A 9,913-nucleotide genomic window follows, 5' to 3' on the forward strand; every position below is an offset into this window, starting at 1 on the left:
GCCTATCTCAGTGATGTGCTGAAAAGGCTGCCGACGCATAAAGCGACCCAAATAGAAGAATTACTACCACATCGCTGGAAATCCAACTCAAATTAAAAAATAGGCATGGGGTTCAGCGGACGCTTACATTGAACGACACATTTAAAGACTAATATACACGCTCAAATATAAAAAAAACGCAATCCGAGGATTGCGTTTTTTTTATTGCTTCTATTTCTAAATTAGAAACGCCAATTGTAGAATAAATCGATTGCACGCTCTAAAGATTGACTCGCTTCTAAGTACAAGCGTTGGTTCATTTGGTAACGTAAAGTCAATTTGTTTACTGGCGTAAATACACCTACACCGTAACGAATAAATAAGTCAGGCGTGATATAACCCGTCACCGAAACTTGAGTATCATCCCCTGTTCCTTGTGCATCTAACGCTAGGCCACTTAGACCAAAAGTACGACCAATTTGATTGGTCAAAGCACGTGTACCACCCAAGCCCATACTGATACCGGCTGCAGCAATGGTATTGTTTACATCAGAACGGAACCCTTCGGCTTGGCTCAAACCTGAACTACCTTCATTAATACGACCTGTAATTAACGCATTTAAAGCCTCTTGCTCAGACAAGCCAGCATCGTTATACACTTGAATAGCAGGACTCGAAGCCGTGCCAGTCACGCGTACACCAACCGTGCTGCCTTGCACCGATTTATTGGCATCAATATCCAGCGTAGGATTAGCCAAAGGCCCATTAAAACGTGCAATCGCACGATTAAGATCAAGACTTTGTCCATATGCTTCAATTTTTACACGCTGCGAAACACCAATTGCACCATTGGCACGCATGGCTGTTTCCAGGCCACGCTGAGTTAAATTCAAGCGACCAATGAGTGGAATACGGCTATCAAAACCTTGGAAGATTACCTGATTACCAATATTGACCTGAACATCAGCACGAATATCCCATGGACGAGCGGATTTCAGGATTGCCAATTGGTCATCACCTTCATTAACAATACGTACATCAGAAGACACACCTACAACACTCGCTGTAGCTTCAGGCATAGAAATCAATGCGCGTGGCACATCGACTTTACCTTTAAGTGTAAGTTTCTTGCTCATTGGCAAAACATCTAATGATAAATCAGGCGTAACAACAGCAGTGATTAATGGTGCTTGGCGAACCAACAAATCCGAACCACTTAAATTCAACTGAATCCGAGGCTCATTTTTCCAGTCAATATCACCCGTTAATTTACCAACACCGCGACCACTGTTAAATGCACCATCAATTGTGGCATGGTTTTGTTGTACTGCAGAATACAACTGGATATTGGTCAAGTTCACAGGCAACGAAATCATACTGATTGAGCCGTTTTTCACTCGAATTTCACCATCCATCAATGGCTGACTCAATGTTCCATTAATTTTAGCAGCATAAGATAATGTACCGCCCATCGAACGTACATCTTGAATGAATGGTTTTAAAATTTTTAATTGAACCTGATTAAAAGCCACTTCACCACGAATTGGTTTATTGGCTTTATACGGATCAATAATAATATTGGCATAGCCTGTGCCAATATCAGGTGCTTTGGTGTCTAGGCGAATTTGTAAACCATCCGCAACACTTTTTGCAATTAAACCCACTTCATCATATTTCAAAGTCGATGCTAAATATTGAGGGTCTTCCGCAGACAGCCCTAACAAACCATCACGTGTCACTAAGCGTGCATCAATTTTCGGTTTAGCACCTTGTGCCCATGATGCTTTTGCATAACCATTCACTTTACCTGTGATGGCAAGACCTTCAGGCATAAATGCAGCAAAGTCATTCAGGTCAAGGTTTTTGGTCACAAACGAAACATTACCGCGCTTTTTATTTACACGAATTGGCTGATCAAAACATAATTCACTTTGCTGACTCATCCAACAATGTGCACCAACAAATAAATCTGATTGTGCCGTGTTATAAATAATTGAAGCGTTTTGACGCTGAACCAAACGTGTCCGTAACGAGTCAAAATCACCTTTTTGGATTTGCCCTAACCAATTATTTTGTGCGTTAAAACCACCCGCTAACTGTACGTAGAAACGCGACAATTTATTTTCAGCACTAATTTTTAACAAATGTGCATTCCGTGTACCTGCAAGTGAAATTTGTCCTTTCACAATCTCACGGTTATTACTACGTAAATTGTCCATGGTTGCAGTTAGTAAACTTGGTGTAGTTGCCGAGGTTGGTAACTGCCCCTGAACACGCATTTTCTTAACGCTAAATAAATTATTAAATGCAAAGTCGTCTACAGCAATATTGGCAGATGCTTGTAGTCGCGGTTGCGCTTGAACATTGAGATAACCATATGCACGACCACGTAATCCCGCATAGATTTCATAAAGTGCAGGAGCATTAATTTTAAGTTGTAGATTTTGAGCATTACCTGAGGCTTGAATTTGGTTATTGGCGTAGGCCAAAAGCAAATTATTCGCTTCAAATTGCTTCGGCATAAAGCCAGATTGGTTTGAATTAATCACCATTGCCAAGTTACCTTGACCACGTACAGGTTTGTTATTAATCATCCCTGCCAAATTCAAACGCTCGACTTGAATACGCTTTAATGCATCTGACCAAACGCCACTGGTTTTTAAATTACCAGAAAGCTCACCACGTACATTGGAAGCAAAATAATGGGGTTTGAAATGCACCAATGACGCATTGATATCCCAACCTATGGCATTTTGTAAGCTCACCTTACCATTGGCTGCAATCTTACCTGCAATACCATTATGACGTAGCTCGGTAATATTAATGAGCGTTGGTGTGCCCGAAACTTTAAAGTTTAAACTGCCTTTACTTGCTTCAAGTTGACTTGCGTTTAGACCACCATCATAGTTCACCGCAAAAGCCTTGAAGCCACCGCCATGCTTTTCATCATGGAAGGTCAAGGCTGCCGTTGAGTTACCGGTTAACTGCACAGTTTCTTTTTGCTGCGCTAAACGCCCTAACAAATTAATATCTTTTAATTGAATGATTTGCTGATTTGGTTTTGCATAACCACTGGCCTTTAACGAACCAGTCACCTGATCGACTGGCGCAGCTTCAGCAATACTTTGTGGGTTAAATTGCTGTGCTTGCAAATTGGCTTGCCATTTTAATAAACGTTTTTCATCTGGCAATTCCACTACCGCATTACCAGATAATTTGCCTTGATTTGCCACGTAGGTAAATGCGGGCACATTTAAGTTATTATTTTTTAAATTCAGTTTGGCTTGGTACTGACCTGCAGGGAGCAGACCCTTGTCATGACGCGATACTGATGTTGCAACATTAATATTTTGCTGACCTTCGGTTAAAGCCAATTGCACATTACCCGAAGCACTGCTTAACCAGCCCACATAAGGTACAGCACGATCAATATTTTTCCATGACACATCCAGTTGCATTGGTTGAGCTTTATTATTTTTTTCAGGATTTTGATCGAGTTTTACATTCCACGTTTCATACTTATCAAAATCCACCAAAGCAGTCAGATGCATACCTTTTTCAAGTGTACCTTTTGAAGCAATCGCGCTATCGAGGCTAACAGGTAAAAAATCCTGAATCACTTGCGGAATCAATTTGTCTTTCGGATTAATTTTATCTAAACGACCCTGCATATCCCAAGTAACATGATCCTTCCAGCTCACCACGCCGCCAACATTGACTGCACCACCCATGACTTGACCATTCAAATTGGTAATATCCAATTGATTGACTAAGTCTGTATGCATAATTGCCGTATATTTACCTTCTGGAATATTGGCGCCGCTTAAGTCTGTATCTAGATTTAAATCTAAACGCTCAATATCGCCCTTAAATTTTGCCACACCATTTTTAGCAAATAGCTTTTGATCAGTGAGTAAAGGTAAATGGTAATTTCTAAATTTGAGTGCCCCAAACATTGGAACATGTTGACGCATCGGATGAACCACAGCCCAACCAGTCAGCAAATCTGGCGTATGTGTTGCCACCCCCGCCTGAATTGTATCTAGCGAACCTTTAGCAACCACCTGAATATCATGAATATTAAGGCTTTCACGTAAAGACGGTAGGTTTACAGTAGCCACAGCATCCAAAGGATACTTGCCTTCAAATTTCATATTTCCTGAGGCATTACGAACAGATAAATAGCCCATATCCATACGAGTATCTTTAAACTTCAGCTCAGTACCTGACCACAATGCTTCATTAAGTTCTATATCGTAAAAATCGACACCTGAACTATGAGTTTTAATCAACATGTGATCAAGATCGGCATGATCTACACGAAGTACAAAAGGCAGTCGAATTTCACTAAATGCAAAGGGTTTATCACTTGGCGGTGTTTTGGTAATGATTTGCAGATTTTTGATATCAGCACTATTCAAATGAATTTCTTTATTAATAATCGCACGCCAACCTAATGTAATGTCAGCACGATCAATTTTGACATCCACAGGTTTCAGTGTAACCAATACATTACGCAGAATGATCCCGCGCAATAAATTACCACCCTCATATTCATAATGAATAATTTTTTGACGCTCGAGAACACGATCCAGCAGAAACTTACTGCCTTTATCTGTAGAGAACATGACCGCTAATGCAGCCACCAAAAAAATAAGCACAAACACGAAGGTCAACATGACACTTCTGAAGATACGGCGCTTCTTCGGTAGCGGTTCTACCGGCGCTTCGTTTTCTTGTTCCTGCTGTTCGTGTTCAGCCATAAAAAACCCAAATCACCTAAAAATTATAATTGTGAGCCAATAAAGAAATGTAATCGAATCGGTTTACTGTCATCTGAAAGACCGGTTGCCACATCTAAACGAATTGGACCGATTGGTGATGCCCAACGGATACCAATACCAGCACTATATGCGGTTGGCGTATTAAATTCTTTATCGTAAGCATTACCAAAGTCACTAAATACTGCAGCGCGCCAACCTTCTTTAAACTGATAGTTATATTCAAGCGAACCCGTTGCAAGGACTTGACCACCAATTTTATAGCCATTTTCTTCCGCAGCGAGACTCTTATAGTCAAAACCACGAATGGTCTGGTCACCACCAGTAAAATAACGCAAGTTATAAGGTACTTTGGCAAAATCTTCAGTCAAAATATAACCTAAATCACTACGCCCAACGAACTGATGATTATCGTTCTCCCCAAGAGAATAAATAAAGCGCCAACCTGCATTTAAAATGGCCATATCAGCATCGGAAAGTAACTTTTCGCTACCTAGTTCAACTTTATAGGTCTGCTTAATCCCTTTACTTGGATTGACACGTTTATCCGAATCAGTACGCGAAATTTCATAACCAACTAAAAGTGATTGCTGTTCATTATTGGTATTTACCAAGAATGCATCAGGAATATCATCTGCTGGATTGAGTCCATCATTCGTAATTCGGTCTAAACGATAACGCAAACCAAAGGCATGCTGCCAACTTCCTCGTGGATTTTTAATAATACGGTCTGCACCCGCTACCGCAGATTCAATTAATAAATTCACACCTTGACCGACATCATCACGTTCTTCACGCTCATAACCACCGACTAAACTAATATAGTCGTTCAGCGTATGGTTATATGGAATGTTGTAACGACCATCAATCGATTGACGAATTTTAGATACTTCCATGTTGGCATCAAAAGAATGCCCACGTTTATTGACAATAGCACGACGATATTGACCACGCACACGCACACCCGTATCCGTACCAAAACCCGCACCAATTTCAGCACTATTTAACTTGTCTGCATTTAAAGTCACAATGACAGGCACTTTCTTTTCTTCACGCGCTTGAGCTTGTAAACGTTCCTGCTCAGCTTGTTTAGCATCTTGAGTGTCTTGCAAAGAACGTAATTTAGAAGATTGATCTAGATCATTCACCCCAGTAAATTGATCTTCATCAAAGACTTTTTGGGTAACTTCCTGATTCGAAGCAACTTCTTTTTTATCTTGTACCTGTAATGAACTTTCAGATAGCTTATTTTGATCGACTAAAGCTTGAATATCTGGTGGTAATTCTAAAGGTTTTTCAATAGGATCAGGACGTATTGCATCAACCAAGGTATAGTTAAAATACCGTGAGTTAGTCAAATTATTGGCCAAACCATTCACACGCCAAAAGGTATAATCCGCACCATCTTTCCATGTGACTAAGCTTTCTAAAATATCAGGATCGAGTGGAAATTCTTTTGAAGGGTCACTCATGCGGAATTCTACACCACCGAGTTTATAGCGCTCACCCGTTTCAAAGCGCATATTAATATCAGCAGTATTTTGTGGCTGCGCAACTTTGACATCGTGCAAACGCCAATATGAATCAAAATAGCCGTTATTGGTTGCCGCTTCATTAATTCGACTTTTGGTGAGTTCATAATCCCCATGATTAAGAATGTCACCTACTTCCTGATCTGGTAATACACCAATCACCTGAAATTGTGCTTGATTAGCGCCAGGCCCACTAAATTCGATATTTTGCTCAGCAATTTGAACTGGAGCATTGGGTGTGACTAATACGCGCACTTTACCGTTTGAGACTTTTTCAAACTTAAATTCAGCTTGATAAAAACCCACGGCCTGCGCAGCTTGATTGGATAAACTACGTAGCTGTGGCAAGGCAGACGGAAAATCGCTAAACGACTCTTGCGTGAAACTCGATAATTTACCCTTGATGTTCGCTTTTAAATCTTCAAGCGCAGCACCATAAGCTTTGCTGGTTGTTTGACTGGTATTATGTGCCGATGTAATTTCAACATCAGCACTAATGCGTTCAACCTTTGCTGTATTGAGCTGTCTTGGTGGACGAATCTTATACAAGAGTCGTTTAAAAATCCCTGGCTCTGCATCATCTTCAGGTTCAGCATTATTCAATTCATTTAAAGTATTGGCTTCTTCATTTCGAGTCGCCACAATTTCTTTATCCGAACGTATTTCGCCCATCAATTGATCAATGTTGACTGGTGCTTGGTTGATCTCTAAAAGTTCTTTTTGAGTAATATCAGCAACTATCACTTCAGTTTGCTGAGTCGAACGATATTCTTGTGCCTGACGTTTTGCTTCTTCTGCAACCTGAAAGATTTCATTTGCCATGTTTTGATCAACAGGTGTTACGGGCAAGTTTTCTAAATCTTCAAACTCAATCGGCTTAAAGGCTTCAATTGGTGTAGAGTTTTGTTGCTGTTCTTGCAACATTTTCATGCTGTCGACCGTCTCTTCAGGCTCATGCATACTTTCAATTTTTTCGATGGCTTCAGGTGTAGAAATACCCTGCTTTACAGCCTCGTTCTTGATTTCAGAGACAATCTCTGCTTTTGTGTCTGTCAGCTCAGTTGTGTTTTGTTGCGTTTGGGCGAAACTCTGCTGAGCACACAAGCTTAAAAAGATGCTCATGTACAGGCTTTTATTGCTATGATGCTGTCGTATGCAGTGTGCCATACTGTGGTGAAGCATTGTTTTTTTAAACGTGATTTTTGCAGGCATAGCAAACTCTAACAAATTTCATTATGTAATGGACTAAATCAACCAATCGGTGAGCTCAAGATCTTATATCTATTGGTTTTTCGTCATCTCCAAACTCAAAAACATATTACATGATTTTTTTAGAGATTTTACCAATCACTCACATTTCTTAATAAAACTTAATGTAGCAAGACGCTTATGAACAAGAATGAACATCTGTTAGGTACACGCCGTTTCCTACCTATGTTTTTGACCCAATTTTTTGGGGCACTCAATGACAATGTGTACAAACAGGCGCTGCTTTTAGTCATCACTTATGGCTTGATCCAACAACAGGCGCTGCCAATTAGTACGCTCAACAATTTGGCTGCTTTATTATTCATTTTACCCTACTTTATTTTTTCAGCGACAGCAGGTCAGATCGCCGATAAGTTTGAACGTTCACAACTTGTTCGTGGAATCAAAATATTAGAAATTATCATTATGCTGATCGGAAGTATTGGCTTCATCACAGGCCATTTGTGGTTACTTTTGCTGGCATTGTTCATGATGGGGACGCACTCAACTTTCTTTGGTCCGATTAAATACGCGATCTTGCCTGAAATTTTAAAACCCAATGAATTGATGTCGGGTAATGCCTTGTTCCAATCTGGCACATCTATGGCCATTTTATTCGGGATGATCTTGGGTGGTGCCGTCATTGCATCATCACATGGCAATTTAACGTGGATAAGTCTGACGGTTCTCACCATTGCTGTCTTAGGCTATTTATCAAGTCGTTTTATTCTTAAACAAAATGTCACTACTCCAGATTTAAAAATTGACTGGAACTTTTTCCGTACCAGTTATCAAACCATGAAATATGCCAAAAGTTTGCCGCTGATTTTTACCATTTTATTGGGGAACTCTTGGTATTGGTTTTATGGTGCAACCTACCTCACCCAAATTCCACAAATGACACAGCAAAACCTACATGCATCAGAAAATGTCGTGAGTTTATTACTGACTTTCTTTTCTGTCGGTGTCGGTGTTGGTTCATTACTTTGTCGTAAGATTGGCGGTAGTCAGGTAAATATTAAAATGGTGCCGATTGGTGCCGTTGGCTTAACCGTTTTTGCACTGTACTTAGCAGCCAGTCTAAGCTTTGTACCTACTCATACCAGCCCACTTATTACCTTATCGGAAGTATTTCATCAAGGGTGGAGCTATTACCATGTAATGATCGCAGTGACTTTATTGGGGATTAGCGGTGGTTTTTACATCGTTCCACTATATGCCATGATGCAAGCCTATTCGCCTCGCTCACATCGTGCCCGTGTAGTTGCAGCAAACAACATTTTAAATGCCGTTTTCATGGTATCTTCTGCTATATTTTCTATTATCATTCTGAGCATATTAAAGATTGATATTAAAATACTTTTCTGCATAACTGCGGTACTGAGTGCGATCTTTTGTATTTGGTTGCTTATTCGCATTAAACCCTTGCTTAAAACTTCGCAAGTCTCTCTGGAGGATTAATCCATGCGTCAATTTACTGGTGTCGACAAACTTATTCATTCCTTTGACCAAGCCTTACGTAGTTTAGTACCTGGGGCGACTGCCGCACATCGAGAAAACCCTGCTAACATTGAAGAAACACAATTAGCAGTGAGTGAAGCGCGTCATGTTGCAGGTTTAATGCGGGTCAATCATAGTGGTGAAGTATGTGCACAAGCGCTCTATCATGGGCAAGCACTGACAGCAAAACTACCGAATGTACGCCGCGAAATGGAACAAGCAGCGATTGAAGAACAAGACCATCTAGCATGGTGTGAAGACCGCTTAAAAGAATTAGACAGCCATACTAGCCTGCTCAACCCTGTTTGGTACGGCCTTTCTTTTGGAATGGGCGCATTGGCGGGTATTGCCGGTGATAAATACAGCTTAGGTTTTGTCGCTGAAACTGAGCGCCAAGTGAGTCTGCATTTAGAAGACCATATTCGACAATTGCCAGAGCAAGATGATCGTTCACGTAAAATTTTAGTGCAGATGAATGAAGATGAACTTCATCACCGTGATACAGCGCTCAATGCAGGTGGCGTAGACTTACCTACTCCTGTCCGCATTGCGATGACAGGTATTTCTAAGCTAATGACCAAAACCAGTTATTATATTTAATGATTTTCTAATGATTGTCGCTGAGTTTTATAAATAGTGAACAAAAAGCCTGCAATAATGCCACTGCTGTCCCATAGTTTGCTTTAAATAAAAAAACCTGAGTCCTAACAGTTAAAATATGAGTGCAAACAAACACTTTAACAACCAGGATTCAGGTTTTGTCACATCAGAATACCGTATTTCATGAGCTAATTAAACCTGTTGTGCGACAGGATTTTGAACAACTTGCTAAAGTACACCATGTTGGACAGAAATTTAGAGCGGCTTCCCGGT

General features: G+C 40.4%; 6 protein-coding genes. 4 read left to right on the forward strand and 2 right to left on the reverse strand.

Going from position 1 to position 9,913, the window contains the following annotated elements; translation table 11 throughout:
• Window positions 1–96, forward strand: a 96-nt coding sequence (locus FTV09_RS15860; RefSeq protein ID WP_143242124.1) for a transposase domain-containing protein, incomplete at its 5' end; no start/stop codon positions are given.
• A gap of 125 nt (window positions 97–221) precedes the next feature.
• On the opposite strand, the gene FTV09_RS15865 is transcribed toward FTV09_RS15860, so the two are convergent.
• Window positions 222–4,742 carry a translocation/assembly module TamB domain-containing protein gene (locus tag FTV09_RS15865; protein WP_180058858.1) on the reverse strand — a complete coding sequence of 1,507 codons (4,521 nt, stop codon included), beginning with the start codon at window positions 4,740–4,742 and terminating at the stop codon, window positions 222–224.
• 23 nt (window positions 4,743–4,765) lie between these two features.
• Window positions 4,766–7,504, reverse strand: coding sequence for an autotransporter assembly complex family protein (locus FTV09_RS15870; protein ID WP_180058859.1), 2,739 nt, complete (start codon window positions 7,502–7,504; stop codon window positions 4,766–4,768).
• A 177-nt stretch (window positions 7,505–7,681) separates the two neighbouring features.
• Between FTV09_RS15870 and FTV09_RS15875 the strand changes: the two genes are divergently transcribed.
• From FTV09_RS15875 to FTV09_RS15885, 3 genes are all read left to right on the forward strand, one after another.
• Window positions 7,682–9,001: an MFS transporter gene (locus FTV09_RS15875; protein ID WP_180058860.1), complete on the forward strand. Its 1,320-nt coding sequence runs from the start codon at window positions 7,682–7,684 to the stop codon at window positions 8,999–9,001.
• A 3-nt stretch (window positions 9,002–9,004) separates the two neighbouring features.
• The gene (gene coq7 / locus FTV09_RS15880) at window positions 9,005–9,640 is read left to right on the forward strand and encodes a 2-polyprenyl-3-methyl-6-methoxy-1,4-benzoquinone monooxygenase (protein WP_067767236.1); all 636 of its coding nucleotides are present in this window, start codon (window positions 9,005–9,007) and stop codon (window positions 9,638–9,640) included.
• 158 nt (window positions 9,641–9,798) lie between these two features.
• Window positions 9,799–9,913: DUF4372 domain-containing protein (locus FTV09_RS15885; protein ID WP_373687718.1), on the forward strand; the 115-nt coding region annotated here is incomplete at its 3' end.

Origin of the sequence: Acinetobacter sp. YH12227 (genome assembly GCF_013417785.1) — a bacterium.
Lineage (GTDB): Bacteria > Pseudomonadota > Gammaproteobacteria > Pseudomonadales > Moraxellaceae > Acinetobacter > Acinetobacter gandensis.

What these genes read in the sequence shown, in the direction of transcription:
- FTV09_RS15865 (WP_180058858.1), bottom strand. Translation starts at nt 4,742, where the DNA reads ATGGCTGAACACGAACAGCAGGAACAAGAAAACGAAGCGCCGGTAGAA.
- FTV09_RS15870 (WP_180058859.1), bottom strand. Translation starts at nt 7,504, where the DNA reads ATGCCTGCAAAAATCACGTTTAAAAAAACAATGCTTCACCACAGTATG.
- FTV09_RS15875 (WP_180058860.1), top strand. Translation starts at nt 7,682, where the DNA reads ATGAACAAGAATGAACATCTGTTAGGTACACGCCGTTTCCTACCTATG.
- coq7 (WP_067767236.1), top strand. Translation starts at nt 9,005, where the DNA reads ATGCGTCAATTTACTGGTGTCGACAAACTTATTCATTCCTTTGACCAA.